At 65.7% G+C, this 22,404-nt stretch carries 21 protein-coding genes; 17 read left to right on the plus strand and 4 right to left on the minus strand.

Annotated features, from left to right (window positions below; translation table 11 throughout):
- Window positions 1-68: 68 nt before the first annotated feature.
- On the minus strand, window positions 69-812 hold the full coding sequence (gene yihA / locus J2W23_RS22040; protein WP_307650255.1) for a ribosome biogenesis GTP-binding protein YihA/YsxC: 744 nt from the start codon (window positions 810-812) through the stop codon (window positions 69-71).
- A gap of 70 nt (window positions 813-882) precedes the next feature.
- Here yihA and J2W23_RS22045 point away from each other — a divergent pair, with 70 nt between their 5' ends.
- From J2W23_RS22045 to J2W23_RS22065, 5 genes are all read left to right on the plus strand, one after another.
- Window positions 883-1,554, plus strand: coding sequence for a c-type cytochrome (locus tag J2W23_RS22045; protein WP_307650256.1), 672 nt, complete (start codon window positions 883-885; stop codon window positions 1,552-1,554).
- Window positions 1,555-1,831: 277 nt separating this feature from the next.
- Window positions 1,832-4,003 (plus strand): cytochrome c biogenesis protein ResB, encoded by a 2,172-nt coding sequence (locus tag J2W23_RS22050; RefSeq protein WP_307650257.1) that lies wholly within the window; start codon window positions 1,832-1,834, stop codon window positions 4,001-4,003.
- The gene (ccsB, locus tag J2W23_RS22055) at window positions 4,000-5,316 is read left to right on the plus strand and encodes a c-type cytochrome biogenesis protein CcsB (RefSeq protein WP_176660366.1); all 1,317 of its coding nucleotides are present in this window, start codon (window positions 4,000-4,002) and stop codon (window positions 5,314-5,316) included. Before J2W23_RS22050 ends, ccsB begins: the two co-directional genes overlap by 4 nt.
- Before the next feature lie 116 nt (window positions 5,317-5,432).
- Window positions 5,433-6,446 (plus strand): protein-methionine-sulfoxide reductase catalytic subunit MsrP, encoded by a 1,014-nt coding sequence (gene msrP / locus J2W23_RS22060; protein ID WP_307650258.1) that lies wholly within the window; start codon window positions 5,433-5,435, stop codon window positions 6,444-6,446.
- Window positions 6,447-6,474: 28 nt separating this feature from the next.
- Window positions 6,475-7,137, plus strand: coding sequence for a sulfite oxidase heme-binding subunit YedZ (locus J2W23_RS22065; RefSeq protein ID WP_307650259.1), 663 nt, complete (start codon window positions 6,475-6,477; stop codon window positions 7,135-7,137).
- On the opposite strand, the gene lysA is transcribed toward J2W23_RS22065, so the two are convergent.
- Window positions 7,138-8,406 (minus strand): diaminopimelate decarboxylase, encoded by a 1,269-nt coding sequence (gene lysA, locus J2W23_RS22070; RefSeq protein WP_176660369.1) that lies wholly within the window; start codon window positions 8,404-8,406, stop codon window positions 7,138-7,140.
- Entirely contained in the window at window positions 8,406-8,624 is a 219-nt protein-coding gene (lptM, locus tag J2W23_RS22075) for an LPS translocon maturation chaperone LptM (protein WP_307650260.1), read from the minus strand. Before lptM ends, lysA begins: the two co-directional genes overlap by 1 nt.
- 63 nt (window positions 8,625-8,687) lie before the next feature.
- Between lptM and cyaY the strand changes: the two genes are divergently transcribed.
- On the plus strand, window positions 8,688-9,020 hold the full coding sequence (cyaY, locus tag J2W23_RS22080; RefSeq protein ID WP_176660371.1) for an iron donor protein CyaY: 333 nt from the start codon (window positions 8,688-8,690) through the stop codon (window positions 9,018-9,020).
- 13 nt (window positions 9,021-9,033) lie between these two features.
- Here the strand turns inward: cyaY and J2W23_RS22085 are convergent, their stop codons facing one another.
- Window positions 9,034-11,448, minus strand: coding sequence for a penicillin-binding protein 1A (locus tag J2W23_RS22085; protein ID WP_176660372.1), 2,415 nt, complete (start codon window positions 11,446-11,448; stop codon window positions 9,034-9,036).
- 238 nt (window positions 11,449-11,686) lie between these two features.
- Here J2W23_RS22085 and J2W23_RS22090 point away from each other — a divergent pair, with 238 nt between their 5' ends.
- Genes J2W23_RS22090 through J2W23_RS22140 form a run of 11 tightly spaced genes read left to right on the plus strand, consistent with a single transcriptional unit; the run spans window position 11,687 to window position 22,391 of the window.
- Window positions 11,687-12,766, plus strand: a complete 1,080-nt coding sequence (locus J2W23_RS22090; RefSeq protein ID WP_013539687.1) for a pilus assembly protein PilM — start codon at window positions 11,687-11,689, stop codon at window positions 12,764-12,766.
- On the plus strand, window positions 12,763-13,383 hold the full coding sequence (locus J2W23_RS22095) for a PilN domain-containing protein (RefSeq protein ID WP_176660373.1): 621 nt from the start codon (window positions 12,763-12,765) through the stop codon (window positions 13,381-13,383). Before J2W23_RS22090 ends, J2W23_RS22095 begins: the two co-directional genes overlap by 4 nt.
- A 6-nt stretch (window positions 13,384-13,389) precedes the next feature.
- Entirely contained in the window at window positions 13,390-14,067 is a 678-nt protein-coding gene (locus tag J2W23_RS22100) for a type 4a pilus biogenesis protein PilO (RefSeq protein ID WP_307650261.1), read from the plus strand.
- Entirely contained in the window at window positions 14,064-14,606 is a 543-nt protein-coding gene (locus tag J2W23_RS22105) for a pilus assembly protein PilP (RefSeq protein ID WP_176660375.1), read from the plus strand. The genes J2W23_RS22100 and J2W23_RS22105 overlap by 4 nt, the downstream gene beginning before the upstream one ends.
- Window positions 14,603-16,765, plus strand: a complete 2,163-nt coding sequence (gene pilQ / locus J2W23_RS22110; protein ID WP_307650262.1) for a type IV pilus secretin PilQ — start codon at window positions 14,603-14,605, stop codon at window positions 16,763-16,765. The genes J2W23_RS22105 and pilQ overlap by 4 nt, the downstream gene beginning before the upstream one ends.
- A 23-nt stretch (window positions 16,766-16,788) precedes the next feature.
- On the plus strand, window positions 16,789-17,337 hold the full coding sequence (locus J2W23_RS22115) for a shikimate kinase (protein WP_307650263.1): 549 nt from the start codon (window positions 16,789-16,791) through the stop codon (window positions 17,335-17,337).
- Window positions 17,338-17,389: 52 nt separating this feature from the next.
- Window positions 17,390-18,499, plus strand: a complete 1,110-nt coding sequence (aroB, locus tag J2W23_RS22120; RefSeq protein ID WP_307650264.1) for a 3-dehydroquinate synthase — start codon at window positions 17,390-17,392, stop codon at window positions 18,497-18,499.
- A gap of 55 nt (window positions 18,500-18,554) precedes the next feature.
- Window positions 18,555-19,685 carry a deoxyguanosinetriphosphate triphosphohydrolase gene (locus tag J2W23_RS22125; protein ID WP_176660379.1) on the plus strand — a complete coding sequence of 377 codons (1,131 nt, stop codon included), beginning with the start codon at window positions 18,555-18,557 and terminating at the stop codon, window positions 19,683-19,685.
- Entirely contained in the window at window positions 19,682-20,938 is a 1,257-nt protein-coding gene (locus J2W23_RS22130; protein ID WP_307650265.1) for an MFS transporter, read from the plus strand. Before J2W23_RS22125 ends, J2W23_RS22130 begins: the two co-directional genes overlap by 4 nt.
- Window positions 20,935-21,510: a DUF1415 domain-containing protein gene (locus tag J2W23_RS22135; RefSeq protein WP_307650266.1), complete on the plus strand. Its 576-nt coding sequence runs from the start codon at window positions 20,935-20,937 to the stop codon at window positions 21,508-21,510. Before J2W23_RS22130 ends, J2W23_RS22135 begins: the two co-directional genes overlap by 4 nt.
- Complete coding sequence (locus tag J2W23_RS22140; protein WP_307650267.1) at window positions 21,507-22,391, plus strand: class I SAM-dependent methyltransferase; 885 nt, start codon at window positions 21,507-21,509, stop codon at window positions 22,389-22,391. The genes J2W23_RS22135 and J2W23_RS22140 overlap by 4 nt, the downstream gene beginning before the upstream one ends.
- Window positions 22,392-22,404 lie beyond the last annotated feature (13 nt).

A 22,404-nucleotide genomic window follows, 5' to 3' on the forward strand; every position in this document is an offset into this window, starting at 1 on the left:
GGGTTGACTGTCGCTATTGTTTTGATAGTGAACTGAGCAGGCGGGACGGTCAATGCAGCCGTTCGGCCTCAGGTTTCGTCGGGCGGTGGCTCTGGTGCTGCCGCCGGCGCGGTGCCTTCCTCCGGATGCACCCAGCGCCACAGCAGCTCCGCCGCCTCACCGACGCCCTGCTTCTTCAGCGCCGAGAAGAGTTTGACCTCGCCGCCGCCCGCGTTCAGTCGCGTAATCGACAGCACCTTGGCGCCCTCGCTGCGGGTGAGCTTGTCGGACTTGGTGAGCAACACCAGGAACTTGAGGCCTTGTTGCACGCGCGGGCGGATCACATCGAGCAGGATCTCGTCGAGCTCGGTCAGACCGTGGCGCGGATCGCACATCAGGACAACCCCTCGCAAGCTTTCGCGCGTCATGAGGTAGTTGCCCATCACGCGCTGCCAGCGCAGCTTGGCCTCCTTCGGCACGGCCGCGTAGCCGTAGCCGGGGAGGTCGGCCAGCACCGCGTCGTCGACCTTCTGCTTGCCGATGCCGAACAGGTTGATGTGCTGCGTGCGGCCCGGTGTCTTCGAGGCAAAAGCCAGGCGCGTCTGCTGGGTGAGGGTGTTGATGGCGGTCGACTTGCCCGCGTTCGATCGGCCGACGAAAGCGATCTCCGGAAGGTCGACCGGGGGCAGGTGTTCCAGCTGCGGAGCGCTGGTGAGGAAGTGGGCGGTGTGCAGCCAGCCGAGGGCCACGCGCTCGCGTTCGGCGACCTGCGGGTCCGCGGCGGGGGCCGCGCGGGGAGGATAAGCGGCGGACTTGGCGCGCGGGGAGGTCATCAATGGGCTTTCGGAACGGGGCGCCATTGTAGAATCGCGGGGTTTTGCGCCATAAATCTAAGCCCCCGATATGAAGTTGTTTGCCAATATTCTGCTTGCAGCCCTCATGGGCGTCACAGCCAGCGCGAGTTTTGCAGCCGATGAACATGCAGCCGCCCCCGCAGCGGCAGCAGCCAAGCCGGCCAAGCCCGATCCCGCCAAGGGCGACACGGTGTTCAACGCAACGCCGGCCAACAGCCAGAGCTGTGCTTCATGCCACAACGCCGACGGCAACTCGGCCATCGCGGCCAACCCGAAGCTGGCGCAACAACATCCCGAATACATCCTCAAGCAGCTGCAGGACTTCAAGTCCGGCGCCCGCAAGAGCGCGATCATGAAGCCGCTGGCTTCGGCGCTGTCCGAAGAAGACATGCGCAACATCGCCTGGTTCGTCGGTTCGAAGAAGGTCAAGACAGGCTTCTCGAAAGACAAGGACACCATCGCCCTGGGCGAAAAGATCTACCGCGGCGGCATCGGCGATCGCCAGATCCCGGCCTGCGCAGGCTGCCACAGCCCGAACGGCGCCGGCATCCCCGCCCAGTACCCGCGCCTGGGCGGCCAGAACGCCGAGTACACCGTTGCACAGCTGACGGCCTTCCGCGACAACGTGCGCACCAACAGCCTGCCGATGACTGGCGTTGCCGCCAAGCTCAACGACCGCGAAATCAAGGCCGTGGCCGACTACATCGCCGGCCTGCGCTGAGAGGCTGAGAGGCAATCCGACATGACCGCTCATCCCCCGCACATGGCCCCACTCTGCGTTGCAAATGCTCGCCATAGCCCGAGCTATGGCTGCGCTTTGCGCCTTGATTGGGGCCATGTGCGGGGGCTGCTCGGTCACGCCGAATTGCCTCCCAGCCTCTGATCCCGCGCTTTCCAGCGTGAACTAACCGCCGACAACAATCCCAAACAAAGGGCGGGCCGATCCAGGAGGATGGCCCGCCCTTTTGTTTTTTCCTCCTTTTCCAGCGCCCCACCCGATGTCAGTCTCCACCCATGGCCTTCGCGTTCATCGCGGCCCGCAAGTGCTTCGCGCGGCGGTGGAGCTGTTCTCGTCGATGCGCTTCGCGATCGCGCTGCTCACCGTCATCTGCATCGCCTCGATCATCGGCACGGTCATCAAGCAGCACGAGCCGATCAACAACTACATCAACCAGTTCGGGCCGTTCTGGGCAGAGCTCTTCCGCGCGGCGCGGCTCGATTCGATCTACAGCGCCTGGTGGTTCCTGCTGATCCTGCTGTTCCTGGTGATCAGCACCACGCTGTGCATCGCGCGCAACACGCCGCGCATCCTGGTCGACCTGAAGACCTTCAAGGAAGACATCCGCGCGCAGAGCCTGAAGGCCTTCGGCCAGCGCGCCGAAAACAAGCTCGCGGAAACGCCGGACGCCGCCGCCAACCGCATCGGCCAGCTGCTGGTGAGCGGCGGCTGGAAGGTCAAGCTGCAGCAGCGCGAGGGCTCCGGCGACGGCAAGGCCGCGCCGGGCTGGATGGTCGCCGCGCGTGCCGGCGGCGCGCACAAGCTGGGGTACATCGCGGCGCACAGCGCCATCGTGCTGGTGTGCATCGGCGGCCTGCTCGACGGCGACCTCGTGGTGCGCGCGCAAACCTGGTTCAACGGCAAGAGCGTCTTCACGGGCGGGGGCATGATCGCCGACGTGGCGCCCGAGCACCGGCTCTCGGTCAACAACCCGACCTTCCGCGGCAACATCCTTGTGCCCGAGGGCGGGCAGGGCAGCGTGGCCATCCTGAACCAGGCCGACGGCGTGCTGCTGCAGGAGCTGCCGTTCTCCATCGAACTCAAGAAATTCATCGTCGACTACTACTCGACCGGCATGCCCAAGCTCTTTGCGAGCGAGGTGGTGCTGCACGACCGCGAGACCGGCGCGCAGGTGCCGGCGCGCATCGAGGTGAATCATCCGGCCAGCTACAAGGGCGTGGAGATCTACCAGTCGAGCTTCGACGACGGCGGCTCCAGGGTGAAGCTCAAGGCCGTGCCGATGGCGGCCGCGGCCAAGCCCTTCGAGGTCGAGGGCATCATCGGTGGCCCCAGCACCGAGATCACCAACGGCAAGGACAAGCTCACGCTCGAATACGCCGCGCTGCGCGTGATCAACGTCGAGAACTTCGCCGAAGGCGGCGCGATGGGCAGCGGCGCCGACGTGCGCAAGGTCGACCTTCGCCACAGCCTCGAATCGCGCCTGGGCGCCGCCAACAAGACCAACAAGCCCAAGGTGCTGCGCAACATCGGCCCGAGCATCGGCTACAAGCTGCGCGATGCGGCCGGGCAGGCGAGGGAGTACCAGAACTACATGGTGCCGGTCGACACCGGTGACGGCCAGCCGGTGTTCCTGCTGGGCATGCGCGAGAAGCCCGAAGACCCGTTCCGCTACCTGCGCGTGCCGGCCGACGAGCAGGGCTCCATGGACGGCTTCGTGCGCATGCGCACCGCGCTGGCCGACCCCGATACCCGCGCGCGCGCCATCGAGCGCTACATCGCCAAGGCAACCGATCCGAAGCGGCCCGAAATGGCGGAGCAGCTGCGCGTGTCCGCCACCCGGGCTCTTGCGCTGTTCTCGGGCAGCGAGCGCGCAAAGGCCGATGCCACCACGGCTGGCGGCTGGCAGGCGATTGCCGAATTCATGGAAGCCAACGTGCCCGAGGCCGAACGCGAACGCGCCGGCGCGGTGCTGGTGCGCATCCTCAACGACGTGCTGTTCGAAGTGCTCAACCTGAGCCGCGAAGGCGCCGGCCTCACTGCGCTGCCGAGCGACGACAAATCGCAGGCCTATCTCACCCAGGCGGTGCTGGCCATCAGCGATGCGCATTTCTATCCGGCGCCTGTCGCGATGATGATGACCGACTTCACCCAGGTGCAGGCCAGCGTGTTCCAGGTGGCGCGTGCGCCCGGCAAGAACGTCGTCTATCTGGGCTGCCTGTTGCTGATCGTCGGGATTTTTGCCATGCTGTACGTGCGCGAGCGGCGGCTGTGGGTGTGGCTCACGCCCGATGGCACCGCTTCCGGGGACAACGCAACGGCCGCCACGATGGCCTTTTCGGTCAACCGCAAGACGATCGACAGTGACCGCGAATTCGAGCATCTCAAGCACAAGCTGCTCGTACTGGACAAAGAACCAACGGCGACAAAATGAACACCACGACCCTCACGCTCAATGAAAGCTGGCTCTCGCGCCGGAACCTGTTCGACTGGGTGTTCGCGGCGCTGGTGCTGGCGGGCGGCCTGTTCGCTTTCACCCGCTATGCGGGGTCGATGGACTATTACGAGAAGCCGATCCTCGCCGCGGCAGTGATCTCGATGATCGCCATCGGCTGGTTCTGGCGACCGCTCAGGGTGCTGGCCATCGTGGTGGCCGCGGCCTCGCTGCTGGCGATCACCTCCTACCAGGGCGACCTGGCGCGCGCCGATTCGGTGTTCTGGCTCAAGTACTTCCTCTCGAGCCAGTCGGCCATCCTCTGGATGAGCGTGCTGTTCTTCATGAGCACGGTGTTCTACTGGCTCGGCTTCTTCGGCGGCAAGCAGGCCGACACCCTGGATGCGATCGGCTCGCGCCTCGCTTGGGCCGCGGTAACGATGGCGCTGATCGGCACCATGGTGCGCTGGTACGAGAGCCACCAACTCGGCCCGGACATCGGCCATATCCCGGTGAGCAACCTGTACGAAGTGTTCGTGCTGTTCTGCTGGCTGACGGCCGCGTTCTACCTCTATTTCGAAGAGCGCTACAACACCCGCGCACTCGGCGCCTTCGTGATGCTGGTGGTGAGCGCCGCAGTCGGCTTTCTGCTCTGGTACACGATCGTGCGCGAGGCGCATGAAATCCAGCCCTTGGTGCCGGCCCTGCAGAGCTGGTGGATGAAGTTGCACGTGCCCGCCAACTTCATCGGCTACGGCACCTTCGCGCTCGCGGCGATGGTCGCGTTCGCCTACCTCATCAAGGAACAGGCCACCGAGACCCGCTGGTACAAGCTCACGCCGATCTGGCTCCTGGGCGTGGCGCTGTGCTTCGTGCCGGTGGCATTCCGCCAGCGCGTGCAGGAAGCCGGCGGCAGCTACTGGGTGATCTACGCGGGCATCTCGGCGCTGATTGCCGCGGGCATCCTGCTCGGGCGCAAGCGCATCGCGGCGCGCCTGCCGGCCAACGAGGTGCTCGACGACGTCATGTACAAGTCGATCACCGTCGGCTTCGCCTTCTTCACCATCGCCACCGTGCTCGGCGCCCTGTGGGCCGCCGACGCCTGGGGCGGCTACTGGAGCTGGGATCCGAAGGAAACCTGGGCGCTGATCGTCTGGCTCAACTACGCAGCCTGGCTGCACATGCGGCTCGTGAAGGGCCTGCGCGGCACGGTGGCTGCGTGGTGGGCGCTGGGCGGGCTGGCGGTCACGACCTTTGCGTTCCTCGGCGTCAACATGTTCCTGAGCGGGCTGCACAGCTACGGCACGCTGTAGGCGCGCGTCCGCCGCCTTTTGCGAAGAATTGAAACCACGCGCCGCCATGGCGCGTAACCAAACCAGGGGATGCCACGAACTACCCTGAGACCAACGATTCACGCGAAAGGCCTGCCATGTCGTCCCATTCCCGCTCGCACCGCCGCGATACCAGCGGCTTCATTCATCCGTTGCCGAGCGAAATCACGCCACGCGCCGTCTACGAAGGCCGGCGCGACCTGCTCAAGCTGATGGCCACCGGCGCGGCAGGCGCGGCACTGGCCAGCTTTGCCGGGCGCGAGGCCTTCGCGCAGGCGACGGGCCCGCACAAGCTGGCACTGCTGCCCGCCGTCAAGTCGACGGTGCCGGGCGCACAGACGATGGAAAAGCTCACCGACTACAAGGACGCGTCGAGCTACAACAACTTCTACGAGTTCGGCACCGACAAGGGCGACCCGGTCAAGAACGCCGGCACGCTGAAGACGCGTCCGTGGACCGTCGAGGTCGAGGGCCTGGTCAAGAAGCCGGGCAAGTACGGCATCGAGGACCTGCTCAAGCTGAGCGCGCAGGAAGAGCGCATCTACCGCCTGCGCTGTGTCGAGGGCTGGTCGATGGTCATCCCGTGGATCGGCTATTCGCTCGCCGAGCTCATCAAGAAGGTCGAGCCGCAGGGCAACGCCAAGTTCATCGAGTTCGTGACGCTGGCCGACCCGAAGACCATGCCCTTCGTCGGTTCGCGCGTGCTCGACTGGCCCTACACCGAGGGCCTGCGCATGGACGAGGCGATGCATCCGCTCACGCTGCTGGCCTTCGGTATGTACGGCGAGGTGCTGCCCAACCAGAACGGCGCGCCGGTGCGGCTGGTGGTGCCATGGAAGTACGGCTTCAAGTCGGCCAAGTCGATCGTCAAGATCCGCTTCGTCGAGAAGGAGCCGAGCACGGCCTGGAACAAGGCGGCGGCGCAGGAGTACGGCTTCTATTCGAACGTGAACCCCAACGTCGACCATCCGCGCTGGAGCCAGGCGACCGAGCGCCGCATCGGCGATGGCGGCGGGCTGTTCGCCAAGCGCAACAAGACGCTGATGTTCAACGGCTACGAAGCGCAGGTCGGCCAGCTCTATGCAGGGATGGACCTGAAGAAGAACTACTGAGCGCGCTTCGCCACTCCGCTCCCGCCCCATGAACAAGCTGCTCATGCACCCGGCGACCAAGCCGGTCATCTTCCTGTTGTGCCTGTTGCCGTTCGCGTGGCTGGCCTACGGCGTGATCGTCCAACAATTGGGACCCAATCCCCAGGAATACCTGATCCGCGCGACCGGCGACTGGACGCTGCGCTTCATCTGCATCGTGCTGGCGGTGACGCCGCTGCGCGTCATCAGCAAATGGAATGCGCTCGCGCGCTTTCGCCGCATGCTGGGACTGTTCGCGTATTTCTACGTGGTGCTGCACCTCTTGTGCTACAGCTGGTTCGACATGGGCTTCGAGTGGGGTGAGATCGCCAAGGACATCGCCAAGCGGCCGTTCATCCTGGTGGGCTTCTCGGCCTTCGTGCTGCTGACGCCGCTGGCGGCGACCTCGTTCAATCGCGCGATCAAGGCGCTGGGCGCGAAGCGCTGGCAGATGCTGCACAAGCTGGTGTATCTGATCGCCGGATTGGGCCTGCTGCACTTCTTCTGGATGCGTGCGGGCAAGAACAACTTCGCGGAAGTGTTCGTCTACGTCGCGATCATCGTGGTGCTGCTCGGATGGCGCGTGTGGAACTACGCGAGCAAGCGGAAGGCGAAGAGCGCACCCGCAGGTGCGCGTAGCGGCGGCGAGAAGCCGCTGCGCAGCACCACCTAGTCAGGCCAGTTCGTTGCGCAGCTGGTCTTCCATCGTCTCGCGGCGACGGATCAGCGTGGCACCCTGGCCGCTCACCAGCACTTCGGCCGCACGCGGACGCGTGTTGTAGTTGCTGGCCATGCTCATGCAGTACGCGCCCGCCGACAACACGGCCAGGAGGTCGCCGGCCAGCACGTTGAGCGCGCGGTCGCGGCCGATCCAGTCGCCGCTCTCGCAGACGGGGCCGACCACGTCGTAGGTCGGCGCATCGCCGGCGCGGAGGCGCAGCGGCACGATTTTCTGGAAGGCCTGGTACATCGCGGGACGCGGCAGGTCGTTCATTGCCGCATCGACGATGCAGAAATTCTTGTCTTCGCCCGGCTTGGTGTAGAGCACCTCGGTCACGCACACGCCCGCGTTGCCGACAAGCGAACGGCCGGGCTCGATGACGAGCTTGCGCTGCCCGAAGCCGCGCGCGTCGAGCTTGGCGAGCAACTGCTGCCAGAGGTCGTCGGCCTTGGGCGGCACCTCGCCGTTGTAGTCGATGCCCAGGCCGCCGCCGAAGTCCAGGTGATGGATCGGCACGCCGGCCGCCTCGATGGCTTCGACCAGGTCGAGCACGCGATCGCAGGCGTCCAGATACGGGGAGGCTTCGGTGATCTGCGAGCCGATGTGGCAATCGATGCCGACCACTTCGAGACCCGGCAGCTTCGCGGCGTGCTGGTACGCCTGGACCGCGCGGTCATGGGCAATCCCGAACTTGTTGCCCTTGAGGCCGGTGGAAATGTAGGGATGCGTCTTCGGATCGACGTTCGGATTGATGCGGATGCTGATCGGCGCGCGGCGGCTTTCGGCCAGTGCCACTTCGTTCAGCACATCGAGCTCGGCTTCGCTCTCGACGTTGAAGCAGGCGATCCCGGCCGCGAGGGCCTGGCGCATTTCCGCGCGGGTCTTGCCGACGCCCGAGAAGATGATCTTCTTCGGATCGGCGCCGACGGCCAGCACACGGGCGAGTTCGCCGCCCGAGACGATGTCGAACCCGCAGCCCGCCTCGGCGAACACGCGCAGCACGCCGAGCGACGAATTGGCCTTCATCGCGTAGCAGATCAAGGCATCGCGGCCTTCGAAGCCGCGCTGGTAGGCGGCCAGTGCGTCCAGCATCCACTGCTTCGAATAGACGAACAGCGGCGTGCCGTGTTCGCGTGCCAGCGCATCGAGGGCCAGCCCTTCGACATGAAGGGCGCCGTCGCGGTGGGCAATATGGGGATGGCCGGGGAGGAAGGCGTTCATTACTTGGGCGCTCCGCTGCCGGTGGTGGCTGCGGCCGGCGCGCTGCTGGCGGCGGCAGGCTTGGGTGCGGCTTCATTGGAAGAAGCGCCCGAGCTGCCCGGGGTGAGCAGTTGCGGCAGGGTGGCTCGCTGGACGGCTGCAGGGTCGTTCGGCAGGTACAACGCACCGCGCTGGCCGCAGGCGGCGAGCCCGGCTGCCGCAGCGGCGATGCAAACCATGAGCACAGTGCGGCCGCGGGCGGTCACTAGAATTTGGCGAACATTCAACATAGCGAAATTGTAATGACCGACACCGAGTACATGGACCGCGCCGAAGCCGCGCTTGCTGCGATCGAGCGAGCCTGCGACCGCATCAACGACGCGACCGACGCCGACCTCGACAACCAGCGGGTGGGCGGGATGATCACGATTTCCTTCCAGAACGGGAGCCAGCTGATCGTGAACCTGCAGAAGCCGTTGCAGGAGATCTGGCTGGCCGCTCGGTCCGGTGGCTATCACTACCGACATGACGGCCAGGCCTGGGTCGACACCAAGACGGGCGAGGAGTTCTTCGGCAACCTCTCGCGCGAAGCCACGCTGCAGGCAGGCCAGCCGCTGGTGTTCGCGGCCGGCTGATTCGGGTCGTTCGTCAGTTCCGGAAGAGATCGAGGATGCGGTTGCGCTCTTCCGGCGGCGCCGGCGGGCTCACCGGCGCGCCGGTCAGGGCTTCGACCGGTGCCACGGGCGCGGCGGCTTCCACGCCCAGGGTCGCTACCCCGCGGCCTGGCGCGTAGTCGTCGTAATACCACTCGCCGCCCACGCTCACGATGCCCGAAGGCGGCGTGGTCGACAGGTCTGTCACGGGCACGCCCTTGATGGCGGTCTCCATGTAGTTGATCCAGATCGGCAGGCTAAGGCCGCCGCCGGTTTCGCGGTCGCCCAGATTGCGCGGGGTGTCGTAGCCGATCCACGAGATGGCCGTCATCGTCGGCTGGAAGCCCGCGAACCAGGCATCGAGCGAATCGTTGGTGGTGCCGGTCTTGCCGTACAGGTCGGGCCGCTTGAGCATCGCCTGCGCCTTGGCCGCGGTACCGGCGCGCGCCACGGACTGCAGCAGCGTGTCCATGATGAAGGCGTTGCGCTGGGGAATGGCGCGGTTCGCCTCATTGAGCAGCGAGGGCTGCTTGTCGACCAAGACCTTGTCCTTGTGGTCGGTGATGCGGGTCACGAGGTACGGATTGACGCGGTATCCGCCATTGGCAAACACCGAATAGCCCACCGCCATCTGCATCGGCGTGACGGCGCCGGCGCCCAACGCCATCGGCAGGTAGGCGGGGTGTTTGTCCTTGTCGAAACCGAAGTTGGTGATCCATTCCTGCGCGTAGCGGGTGCCGATGGATTGCAGGATGCGGATCGACACCAGGTTCTTCGACTTCATGAGCGCCGTGCGCATCGACATCGGGCCGTCGTAGCCGCCGCCGTAGTTCTTGGGCTCCCACGGCTGGCCGCCGGTGGTGCCGGCATCGAAGAAGAGCGGGCCGTCGTTGATGACGGTCGCGGGGGTGAACCCCTTCTCGAGCGCGGCCGAGTAGATGAACGGCTTGAAGCTCGAACCCGGCTGGCGCCAGGCCTGCGTGACGTGGTTGAACTTGTTCTTGCCGAAATCGAAGCCGCCCACCAGCGCCTTGATCGCCCCGTCGCGCGGATCCATGGCGATGAAGGCACCTTCCACTTCAGGCAGTTGCGTGATTTCCCAGGTGTTCTTGGGCGTCTTCACCACGCGGATCACCGCGCCGCGGCGAATCTTGATATTGGGTGGGGCCTTGTCGGAGAGCCCGGACTGCGCGGGCTTGAGGCCTTCCCCGGTGATCTGCACCGGGTCGCCGTTGCCACGCACCGCGGTGATTTCCTTGGCGTTGGCCTTGAGCACCACGGCGGCCATGACATCGCCGTTGTCGGGATGGTCGGTCAGCGCGTCATCGACGGCTTCGTCCAGGTCCTTGGGGTCGTTGGGAAGGTCGACGAACTTCTCGGGGCCGCGGTAGATCTGGCGGCGCTCGTAATCCATGATCCCCTTGCGCAGCGCCTTGTAGGCAGCCGCCTGATCGGCAGCGACCAGCGAGGTGTAGACCTTGAGGCCGCGCGTGTAGGTGCTGTCGCCGTACTGGGCGTACATCAGTTGGCGCACGGTTTCGGCGACGTACTCGGCATGCAGGCGGTTCGGATCGGCCGCGTCGCGCAGATGCAACTCTTCCTTCTTGGCTTCGGCCGCCTGCTCGGCGGTGATGAAGCCGGCTTCCTGCATGCGGTCGATCACATAGAACTGGCGGCCGCGCGCGCGTTGCGGGTTATTGACCGGGTTGTTCGCGCCCGGCGCCTTCGGCAGGCCGGCCAGCATGGCGGCCTCTGCGATCGTCAGTTCCTGCAGCGGCTTGCCGAAATACGCTTCCGAGGCGGCAGCGAAACCGTAGGCGCGGTTGCCCAGGTAGATCTGGTTCAGGTAGATCTCGAAAATCTGGTCCTTGCTGAGCAGGTGCTCCAGCTTGAAGGTCAGCAGCACCTCGTAGACCTTGCGGGTCAACGTCTTCTCCGAGCTCAGGTAGACATTGCGCGCCACCTGCATCGTGATGGTCGAGGCGCCCTGGCTCTTCACGCGGTTCAGGTTGGCCAGACCGGCGCGAACCATGCCCTTGTAGTCGACGCCGCCGTGGTCATAGAAGCGTGCGTCCTCGGCGGCGAGCACCGCGTCTTTCACCACCTTGGGGATGGCGGCGATCGGTGTGAGGTTGCGGCGCTCTTCGCCAAACTCGCCGATCAGCGTGCCTTCGGCGGAAAAAACCCGCAGCGGCAGCTTGGGTCGGTAGTCGGAAAGTTCCGAGATGTCCGGCAGGTTCGGATAGGCGACGGCCAGGGCCACTGCCACCACGCAGAGGACCGACAGCACGCCGGCCGCGGCAATGCCGAGTCCCCAGAACACAAAGCGCAGCAGCCACTTGAGCCAGGCGGGGCGCGTGGGAGGAGGAGGGGTCTTGGCTGGCCCTTTGGGGCGTGAAGTTTCTTGCATGAGGGCCCGGAGAGTCACCGGACATTATAAAAAGCCGCCCCTTGGGCGCGATCCGATCTTTGCTGTCCCGCGCAGTCCTAAATCAAAAGTTACAGAATGCGGCTTTGACGTCAGGTTTTGACAACGGTTGGCCGTTTTGCCCCCTCGGGTTGCTTGGTTGGCGCCACGCCTGCTGCTAGAGTGCAACCGAACGCATATTTTTCCATTGGTTACAAATACAGGGGGAGAGGGACCTAACTTGGCTGCTCTTGGATCATTGTTTCGTCGTCAAAACGCCCCCTTGCTTGGGCTGGATGTCAGCTCGTCCAGCGTCAAGCTGGTAGAGCTCGGCCGCGAGGCCAGCGGCAAGCTGGTTCTGGAGCGCTGCGCCATCGAGCCCCTGGAACGCGGCTGGATCACCGACGGCAACGTCGAGAAGTTCGACGAGGTGGCCGAGGCCGTCCGGCGCGTCGTGCGCAAGAGCGGCACCAAGACGCGCAACGTCGCGTTGGCGCTGCCGCCTTCTGCGGTGATCACCAAGAAGATAATTCTTCCCGGTGGCATGAGCGAGCAGGAACTCGAGATCCAGGTCGAGTCCGAAGCCAACCAGTACATCCCTTTCTCGCTGGACGAGGTGAGCCTCGACTTCTGCGTCACAGGCCCCAGCACCTCGTCCGCCGGCGATGTGGAAGTGCTGATCGCGGCCTCCCGCAAGGAAAAGGTCCAGGACCGCGAAGGCCTGGCTGAAGCGGCCGGGCTGAAGGCGATGATTCTGGACGTCGAGTCCTATGCCTCGCGCCTCGCCACCGCACGCCTGATCGAGCAACTGCCCGGCAAGGGCGTGGATTCGATCGTCGCGCTGTTCGAAGTGGGCGCCTTTACCACCAGCATGCAGGTGCTGCGTAACCAGGAGGTGCTGTATGACCGCGACCAGGCCTTCGGTGGCGCCCAACTGACCCAGCTGATCGTCCGCCAGTACGGCTTTTCCGCCGAAGAAGCCGAAGCCAAAAAGCGCAGCGGCGACCTGCCCGACGACTACGGCTCGGGCGTGCTCAAGCCCTTCGTGGAAAGCATCGCCCAGGAAATCGCGCGCGCGCTGCAGTTCTTCTTCACCAGCACGCCGCACAACCGGGTGGACTATGTGCTGCTGGCGGGCGGTTCGTCGTCGCTGCCGGGCCTGACCAGCGCCGTCACCCGCCAGACCTCTTTTGCCTGCTCGCTCGTCAATCCGTTCGACGGCATGGATTTCGGGCCGAGCATCCGCGAGAAGAAGGTGCGGCGCGAAGCGCCCTCGTACCTGACCTCGTGCGGCCTTGCCATGCGGAGGTTCCTGCAGTGATCCTCATCAATCTGCTTCCGCACCGCGAAGCCGCACGCAAGCGGCGTCGCGAGGCCTTCTATGGAACCCTCGGCGGCGCTGCGCTGCTGGGCGGCTTGATCGCCGGCCTCGGCTACCTCTGGTTCGAGGCGCAGATCTCGACCCAGCAATCGAAGAACAGTTTCCTGCAGGCCGAGATCAAGAAGCTCGAGGTCGAGATCAAGGAAATCTCGACGCTGCAGGACGAAATCGCGGCCCTGCGCGCGCGCCAGCAGGCGGTCGAAGACCTGCAGGGTGACCGCAACCTGCCCGTGCACCTGCTCAACGAACTGGTCCGGCAACTGCCCGACGGTGTCTACCTGACCAACATGAAGCAGGACAACCAGACCGTCACGCTGCAAGGCATGGCGCAGTCGAACGAACGCGTGTCCGAGCTGCTGCGCAACCTGGGCAACAACAGCCCCTGGCTGGTGAAGCCGGAGCTGGTCGAAATCACTTCGACGACGGTCAATCTGAGCCAGCGAGATCAGCGCCGCGTCGCGAATTTCACGATGAAGATCGGCCTGAAGCGGCCGACCGATGCGCAGAAGGCTGCAGCCGACAAGGCGCTGGCGGCAGCGGCGCAGGCCAAGGGGTAATCGATCATGGCAAGCAATCGCCCCTCCCAAAAAGTAGACGTCGCCGCCGTGCTGCGGAACGTCGGCGACCAGTTCCGCGGGCTCAACCCGAACGACCCCTCGATGTGGCCGGCGGTGCCGCGTTACGCCCTGTGCCTGGCCGTGACCGCTCTGGTGCTCGTGGCGCTGTGGTTCGTCTGGCTCACCAACTCCAATGACCAGCTCGAGAGCGAGCGCGCCAAGGAAGTGACGCTCAAGGCCGACTACCAGAAGAAGGTCGCGCAGGCGGCCAATCTCGACCTGCTGAAGAAGCAGCGCGAGCAGGTGCAGCAATACGTGACCCTGCTCGAGAAGCAGTTGCCCAGCAAGGCCGAAATGGATGCGCTGCTCTCGGACATCAACCAGGCCGGCCTCGGACGCAGCCTGCAGTTCGAGCTGTTCCGCCCAGGCTCGGTGTCGGTGAAGGATTACTACGCCGAGCTTCCGATTGCCGTGCGTGTCACGGGGCGCTATCACGACATGGGTGCTTTCGCTGCCGACGTCGCCAGCCTCTCGCGCATCGTGACACTCAACAACGTGACGATCACGCCGCAAAAGGACAAGGACGTGCTGACGATGGACGCCACTGCGCGCACCTTCCGCTATCTCGATGAAGACGAGCGGGCCGCCCAGAAACGCGCCACGGCGCCGAAGGCGAAGAAATGAGGACGGCAACAAGCAAAGTCCTGTGGCTGATGCTGGCCACGGCGGGCCTGAGCGCCTGCGATTCCGGCCAGGAAGACCTGCAACGCTGGATGGTCGAGCAGCGCGCGCAGGTGAAGCCTTCGGTGCCGCCGATTGCCGAGCCCAAGAAGTTCACGCCCCAGGCGTATACCGAGGGCTCGTCCTTCGAGCCGTTCAACATCCTGAAGCTGACGCAGGCGTTGCGCCGCGAATCGAACCAGCCGAGCACCTCGGAGCTGATCGCGCCCGAGCTGGCGCGCCGCAAGGAATCGCTCGAAGCCTTTCCGCTCGATTCGATGGCCATGGTCGGCAGCATGAATCGCAACGGCCAGCCGGTGGCGCTGGTTCGTGTCGACAAGCTGCTCTACAAGGTGCGCGTCGGCGAATACCTGGGGCTCAACTACGGGCGCATTACCCGTATCAACGAAACCGAAGTCGCCTTGCGTGAAATCGTGCAAGACGCCGCCGGTGAATGGATCGAACGCGTGGCGACATTGCAGCTGCAAGAGAGTGCGAAATGAACCAAAAAAAATCAACGATGGCACAGTGGCTGCGCGCCGCCGGGCTGGGTCTGCTGGCCTTCGGTGCAGTTGCCGTCGCCCATGCGCAAAACGCGATCGAGGCTGTGACCAGCTCGACGCAATCCGGCGCCGAGGTGATCCGGATCGATCTCGCCCAGCCGCTCACGGCGGTGCCGGCCGGGTTTGCCGTCCAGACACCGGCGCGGATCGCGCTCGACTTCCCGGGCGTGACGAATGCGATCGGGCGCTCTGCCATCGAGGTGAACCAGGGCAACCTGCGTTCGGTCAATGTGGTGCAGGCCGGCGAGCGCAGCCGCGTGGTGTTGAACCTGAGGCAAGCCACCGCATACAAGACGGAAATCCAGGGCAAATCGCTGCTGGTCGTTCTTGAGCCTGTGGCTGGCACTGCATTGGCTGCATCCACGGCCACGGTTTTCGCGGAGAACCGCAATCGCGACACGCTGCCCCTGCGCGATGTCGACTTCCGTCTTGGCGCCGACAGCACGGGGCGCGTCATCGTCGACCTGCCAAACAACCAGGTGGGCGTCGACGTCAAGCAGCAAGGCAAGAACCTCGTTGTGGAATTCACCAAGTCGACGCTGCCCGAAGGCCTGCGCCGTCGTCTCGATGTGGGCGACTTCGGAACGCCGGTTCAGCTGATCACCTCGCAACAGTCGGGCGACCGCGTCCGCATGACGATCGAAGCCAAGGGCGACTGGGAACACAGCGCCTATCAGAGCGAAAACCAGTTCGTGGTTGAAGTCCGCGCCCGCAAGGTCGACCCGACCAAGCTGACGCAAGGTGTGGGCTACAACGGCGAGAAGCTCTCGCTGAATTTCCAGAACATCGAAATCCGCTCGCTGCTGCAGGTGATTGCCGACTTCACGAACTTCAACATCGTGACCTCGGATTCGGTGACTGGCGCGCTGACGCTGCGTCTGAAGGATGTGCCTTGGGACCAGGCGCTGGACATCATCATGCAGGCGAAGAACCTGGGCATGCGCAAGAACGGCAGCGTGCTGTGGATTGCGCCGAAGGATGAAATCAATGCCAAGGAGAAGCTCGAATTCGAGGCGAAGGCTGCGATCGAGAACCTGGAGCCGCTGCGTACGCAATCGTTCCAGCTGAACTACACGAAGGCGATCGCTATCGCACAGGGACTGACAGGTACCGGAGCTTCGGCTGGTGGCAGCGGTGGCGGCAGCAGTGGTACGACTACTCGCATCTTGAGCCCCCGCGGCAGCGTCATCGCAGAGTCTCGAACCAATCAGTTGTTCGTGTCTGACATTCCATCGCGCCTGGCGCAGGTGACGGAACTGATTCAGAAGTTGGACATTCCCGTCCGTCAGGTGCTGATCGAAGCCCGGATCGTCGAAGCGTCCGACACGTTCGGCAAGTCGCTCGGAGTTCGCTTGGGCGGTGGCATTGCAGGGGAGCGCTTCGCTTCGTCGGCTGGCAATCGTGCATTCGGAACGATCGGTGCGATGCCTGTCTCGGGCACGGGCGGTTCGGGTGGCAATAGCGGCGGCACTCCCACAACGACTTGGACCAATTCCAACTTCGTCAACCTCCCGGCAGGTGATGCAGGCCAAGCAGGAACCGCGGCTGGTACCTTCGCGATTTCGCTCTTCAATTCGAGTTTCTCGCGCATGCTGAACCTCGAAATCTCCGCGCTCGAAGCCGACGGCAAGGGCAAGCTGGTTTCGAGCCCCCGCGTCATCACCGCCGACCAGACCAAGGCGCTGATTGAGCAGGGCGAAGAAATCCCCTACCAGCAGGCGACGTCCAGCGGTGCAACCTCCATCTCGTTCCGCAAGGCGGTGCTGAAGCTCGAGGTCACCCCTCAGATCACGCCTGAAGGCAACATCATCCTGACCCTGGACGTAAGCAAGGATGCGCGCGGCGTTAACACGCCTTCAGGTCCAGCCATCAACACCAAGCACGTGCAGACCGAGGTGTTGGTCGAGAACGGCGGTACGGTTGTCATCGGTGGTATCTTCGAACTTACCGAAACCAATGACGAGTCGCGCGTGCCGGTGCTGGGTGAAATCCCCTACATGGGGGCATTGTTCCGCAAGCGTGAACGCATTGCCAACAAGACCGAAATGCTCGTCTTTATCACTCCAAAGATGATTACCGACCGCAACGCCGCGCGCTGACGCGCGGGCGTAGCAGCCACCGCGTGGCGGTCGCACTCGTCGGCTTGCCCGGCGCCGGAAAATCCGCTGTGGGCCGGCGCCTGGGGGCGCGGCTGAACACTCCATTCATCGACACCGATCACGTGATCGAGCAGCGTATCGGCTGCTCGATCCGTGATTTCTTCGACCGCGAAGGCGAGACTGTCTTCCGTGATCTCGAGCAGACCGTCATCGCGGATCTCGCCGCTAACGCCCAGGGCGTGCTGGCCACCGGCGGCGGTGCTGTACTGCGTGAGGCCAATCGGAGCCAGTTGCGCGATCACTTCCACGTGATCTACCTGCGCTCCTCCCCCGAAGACCTGTTCCGGCGACTGCGCCACGATGTCAAGCGGCCCCTGCTGCAGGTGGCGGACCCGCTCGGCCGCCTTCGCGAACTGCACGATGCACGCGACCCGCTCTATCGCGAGACGGCGCATGATGTGGTCGACACTGGCCGCCCCTCGATCGCGATGCTGGTCAACATCATCGTGATGCAGCTCGAACTGGCCGGCATCGTCGCGCCGGGTGCCCATCCGGAAGAACCCTCCGCCTGAGAGGCTGATAGCCTCTGAGCCGGGCCCGGCCGCAGCGCCTAAACTCGCTGCCATGCCATTGCCCGTACTTTCCGCACCGCCAGAACGCGTCGACATCCAGCTTGGCGAGCGCAGCTACCCCATCCTGATCGGCGCCGGCCTGCTGGACGATCCGGCGAGCTTCGCGGCCACGCCCGCGGCGGCCAGCGCGCTGATCGTCAGCAACACCACGGTCGCTCCGCTCTACGCCAAGGCCCTTCGGGCGGCGCTGGCGAGCCGCTTTCGCACCGTGCACCTGCTGGAGCTCCCCGACGGCGAGGTGTACAAGAACCTCGAGACCCTGAACCTGATCTTCGATGCGCTGCTCGGCCATGGCAGCGACCGCAAGACCGTGCTGTTCGCCCTGGGCGGCGGCGTGGTGGGCGACATGACTGGCTTTGCCGCCGCCAGCTACATGCGCGGCGTGCCCTTCGTCCAGGTGCCGACCACGCTGCTGGCGCAGGTCGATTCGTCGGTCGGCGGCAAGACGGCCATCAATCACCCGCTGGGCAAGAACATGATCGGCGCGTTCTACCAGCCGCAGCTCGTGGTCTGCGACCTCGGCACGCTGCAGACGCTGCCGCCGCGCGAACTCAGTGCGGGTCTGGCCGAAGTGATCAAGTACGGGCCGATCCACGACATGGCCTTCTTCGACTGGATCGAGACGAACATCGACGCGCTGGTCGCGCGCGATCCGGCCGCGCTGGCCTACGCCGTCAAGCGCAGTTGCGAAATCAAGGCGTTGGTGGTCGGCCAGGACGAGCGCGAGACGGGCTTGCGGGCCATCCTCAATTTCGGCCACACCTTCGGCCACGCGATCGAATCGGGCCTCGGCTATGGCGAATGGCTGCATGGTGAAGCGGTGGGCTGCGGCATGGTCATGGCGGCGCACCTGTCGCAACGGCTCGGTGGCGTCGATGCGGCTTTCGTGGCGCGACTCACGCGCCTCATCGAGCGTGCGGGCCTACCGATCGTCGGTCCGGCGCTCGGTGCCGACCGCTACCTGGAACTGATGCGCGTCGACAAGAAATCCGAAGCCGGCGAGATCCGTTTCGTGGTGATCGACAAGCCCGGCTCCGCCGCGGTCACCAGCGCGCCCGATGCGTTGGTGCGTGAAGTGCTCGCGCAGTGCTGCGCGGGATGAACGCAGCGCCGGGCCGCTCCGCGCGATCGCGCAACGCAGCGCCCAGGGTGCGCCAATGAGCCTCGCGGCCTATGCCTGCCACCCCGCGCAGTCGCGCGGTCGCCGTCATGCCGAGCCGCCCGCGCCCACGCGCGATGCCTTCCAGCGCGACCGCGACCGCATCGTGCATTCCACGGCCTTCCGCCGGCTGGTCTACAAGACCCAGGTCTTCCTGAACCACGAAGGCGACCTGTTCCGCACGCGGCTCACGCATTCGCTCGAAGTCGCGCAGCTGGGCCGCTCGATCGCACGCGCTCTGCGCCTGAACGAAGACCTGGTCGAGGCGATTGCCCTCGCGCACGACCTGGGCCACACGCCCTTCGGCCATGCGGGCCAGGACGCACTCAACGCCTGCATGGCCGAGCACGGCGGCTTCGAGCACAACCTGCAGAGCCTGCGCGTGGTGGACGCCCTGGAGCACCGCTATCCGCAGTACGACGGCCTGAACCTCAGCTTCGAGACCCGCGAGGGCATCCTCAAGCACTGCTCGCGCGCGAACGCCGAGCGCCTGGAACTGGCCGAGCCGAACGGCGTGGCGCGCCGCTTCCTCGACCGCACGCAGCCTGGCCTCGAAGCGCAGCTGTGCAACCTGGCCGATGCCATCGCCTACAACGCCCACGACATCGACGACGGCGTTCGCTCCGGCCTCATCGGCGTCGAGCAACTGGCGGAGGTGGAGCTCTTCGAGCGCTATCGCCGCGAGGCGCTGTCCGAGTATCCCGACCTGCAGGGCCGCCGCGTGCTCTACGAGACCATCCGGCGCATGCTGAGCGCGCAGGTCTACGACGTGATCGACGCCACGCGCGCGGCGCTGCAGACGCTGGCGCCCGCCGATGCGGACGGCGTGCGCCGTGCGCCGCCTGTCGTCGCCTTCAGCGAAGCCATGCAGTCCCAGTCGGACGAACTCAAGCGTTTCCTGTTCCGCAACCTCTATCGCCACCCGCAGGTGACGCAGACCACCGACCAGGCCCAGCAGGTCGTTCGCGAGCTGTTCGATGCCTACCTCGAGCGCGGCACCGAGATGCCCGGCTCCTATGCCGAGCGCCGCGACCGCCACCGGGCCGTGGCCGACTACATCGCCGGCATGACCGATCGCTTTGCGATGCGCGAGCACGAGCGGCTGACCGGCCGGCGAGGCATCGCATGAGTTCTAGCCCCGCGCCGCGCGTCCCGCTTGCGGCCTTCGCCGTCATGCTCGGCGGCGTCAGTGCCGCCTTGCACCTGGGCAAGCTGCCGCCCGCCGTTCCGGCGCTGCAGGCGTCGCTCGGCATCGGGCTGGTCGAGGCGGGGTTCCTGCTGTCGCTGGTGCAGGTAGCGAGCATGACGCTGGGCCTCGTGGCCGGACTCGCGGCCGACAGCATCGGCCTGCGCCGCAGCATGCTGACGGGGCTTGTGGTGCTGACGGTGGCCAGCTTGCTCGGTGGCGCGGTCGGTGCAGGTCTCGCCAGCGGCGCGCACGCTGTCCAGTGGTTGCTGGCCCTGCGTGCGGTCGAAGGCATCGGTTTCCTGCTGGCGGTGATGCCGGGCCCAGGATTGATTCGCGCCCTGACCCCGCCGGGCGCCGACAAGGCTGCGCTCGGTCTCTGGGGCGCCTACATGCCGCTCGGCGTGGCCCTGGCGTTGCTGCTCGGACCGGCGTTGATCGCCTGGGGCGGCTGGGCCGACTGGTGGTGGGCGCTTTCGATCGTTTCCGCCGCCGCTGCGCTCTGGGTGTGGTCCACCGTGCCAGCGGACCGGCTGCGGGCGGCCGCGCCCGGCGGTGCCAGCGGTGGATGGGCATCGCGCCTGCGCGCCACGGTTGGCGCCCGCGCACCCTGGCTGACTGCGCTGACCTTCGCTGTCTACTCCGCCCAATGGATGGCCGTGATCGGCTTCCTGCCCGCCATCTACGCCGGCGCGGGCGTGCCGGCCGGCTGGAATGCGGTGCTCACCGCGGTCGCTGCCGCCATGAACATCGTCGGCAACGTCGCGGGCGGCCGCTGGCTGCAGCGGGGCGTGGCGCCCGAGCGATTGCTGCAATGGGGCTTCCTGGCGATGGCGTTCGGCGGCGTGGCCGCATTTGCGCAGGTGGGGCAGGGCGCGGATGCGCTGGGCTTGCCGCCCGTGTTGCGCTACGTCGCTGTCTGCGCCTTCTCGCTCGGCGGCGGCGTGGTGCCGGCCACGTTGTTCCTGCTCGGCGTCCGGCTGGCGCCCAGTCCCACCACGGTTTCCACGACGGTGGGGCTGATGCAGCAAGCTTCCTCACTCGGGCAGTTCCTCGCGCCGCCGGCGGTGGCATGGGTGGCGCACCGCGTTGGCGGCTGGCACTGGACCTGGGCCGCCACGCTGGCCTGCTCGCTGGCCGGCATGGCGATTGCCCGGCGCCTGGGGCGAATTCGCCCTTCCGCGGAGGTGGCATGAGCGGCGCGGCGACAATCGACGCCTTTCAGGCCGAAGCCGATACGCGGCGCTGGCTCGAGCGTGCGGTGATCGGCCTCAACCTGTGCCCGTTCGCCAAGGCGGTGCATGTGAAGGCACAGATCCACTACGCCGTGCACCTGCCCGCCGACGAATCCGGCCTGATGGAAGCGCTTCTTGCGGAAGCCAAAGAACTCGCAGCCGTCGACGCCGGCGTGCGCGACACCACCCTTCTGATCGCACCCAACACCTTGGCGGACTTTCTGGACTTCAACGATTTTCTGGGCCGTGCCGAACGCAAGCTCTCCCGGGCGGGCTTCGACGGCGTGTTCCAGCTTGCGAGCTTTCACCCGCAATTCCAGTTCGCGGGCACCGAGCCGGGCGACATCGAGAACGCGACCAACCGGGCGCCGTACCCCACCCTGCATTTGCTGCGCGAAGACAGCGTGGACCGCGCGGTCGAGGCGTTCCCGGAAGCCGAGGCCATCTTCGAACGCAACATCGAGACGCTCGAGGCGCTGGGTCCCGAAGGCTGGGCGGCACTCGACGTGGGACCAGGGAGCGCCCGACCATGAATGCACACACGGCCAACAAGGCCACGAAGACGAACAAGGCCACCAAGGCCGATGCGGAACTGACGGAGGTCTTGCGCCCCGGGCAGTCCATCGAACTGCTCAAGGAGCTGCACATCCTCACGCGCGAGGGCCGGCTCAACCAGGACTCGCGGCGCAAGCTCAAGCAGGTCTATCACCTGTTCCAGTTCATCGAGCAGTTGCTGCGCGAACTGCCGGGCGAGGGCGCCGAGGCCACGCTGGCCGACCACGGCGCGGGCAAGTCATACCTCGGTTTCATCATCTACGACCTGTTCTTCCGGGCGCGCCAGGGCGGGCATGTCTACGGCATCGAGACGCGCGCCGAACTGGTCGAGCGTTCGCGCAAGCTGGCTGGGCACCTGGGCTTCGGGCGCATGTCGTTCCTCAACCTCACGGTGGCCGAATCGGCGACGGCGAGCGAACTGCCGGACCAGATCGACGTGGTCACCGCGCTGCATGCCTGCGACACCGCGACCGACGACGCCATCGCCTTCGGCTTGGCAAAGAAGGCGCGCTGCATGGTGCTGGTGCCGTGCTGCCAGGCGGAAGTCGCTGCGTGCCTGCGCGAGACCAAGGCGCTGGCCCTGTCGCGCACGCCGCTCGCGGAGCTCTGGCGCCACCCGCTGCACACGCGCGAAATCGGCAGCCAGCTCACCAACGTGCTGCGCTGCCTGTACCTCGAGGCCAACGGCTACAGCGTCACTGTGACCGAGCTGGTCGGCTGGGAGCACAGCATGAAGAACGAGCTGATCCTGGCGCGCTACACCGGGCAGCGCAAGGCGAGTGCGGCGACGCGGCTGGGCGAGCTGCTGTCGCAGTTCGGGCTCGACGCACTGGGCGATACGCGGTTTCGTCTGGCCTGACGAAACCGCGGCA

Origin of the sequence: Variovorax boronicumulans (genome assembly GCF_030812215.1) — a bacterium.
Lineage (GTDB): Bacteria > Pseudomonadota > Gammaproteobacteria > Burkholderiales > Burkholderiaceae_C > Variovorax > Variovorax boronicumulans_C.